General features: G+C 49.1%; 1 pseudogene. It reads left to right on the top strand.

Annotated elements, in window-relative coordinates:
• Positions 1-200 (top strand): annotated as a pseudogene (locus ADK28_RS32020) (hypothetical protein); the annotation flags it as partial.
• Positions 201-403: the final 203 nt, after the last annotated feature.

Below are 403 nucleotides of genomic sequence, written 5' to 3'. Positions count from 1 at the left end.
ACGGACTGGGGCTGCCGCGCAACCGCATTCAGGCTTATGCCTGGTACTCCCTGGCCGCAACTGAAAACGCCAAAGATGCTGTGGATGCACTGAATGCGCTGGAGGCACTGTTAGAGCCCGATGAAATTAAAGCCGCCCAGAAGCTGGCCCGGGAGTGGAGCCTGCGTATTGCTCAGGGTCAAAACGAGGTGGCTCGCTGACTGGATGTTGTGCCCGTCGGATGATGGCAGTGTGGTTGTTTTTTTTTAATCACTGGAACCACGACGCAATAGTTTCGCGTGTGATTTACGTCACAAAAATATTTGCAAAATCGAACATAAAAACACCGCAAAAAGAACAAATGCAAAATCTGCGCAACTTCTTGCTCAGCTTTCAGGATAAAACACTTTTTACGCAATAAACG

The organism is Serratia sp. 506_PEND, from assembly GCF_001076875.1.
In the GTDB taxonomy this organism is placed as follows: domain Bacteria; phylum Pseudomonadota; class Gammaproteobacteria; order Enterobacterales; family Enterobacteriaceae; genus Serratia; species Serratia marcescens.
The sequence above is the reverse complement of the archived record's forward strand: the minus strand, read 5'-3'. Positions and strand labels throughout refer to the sequence as shown.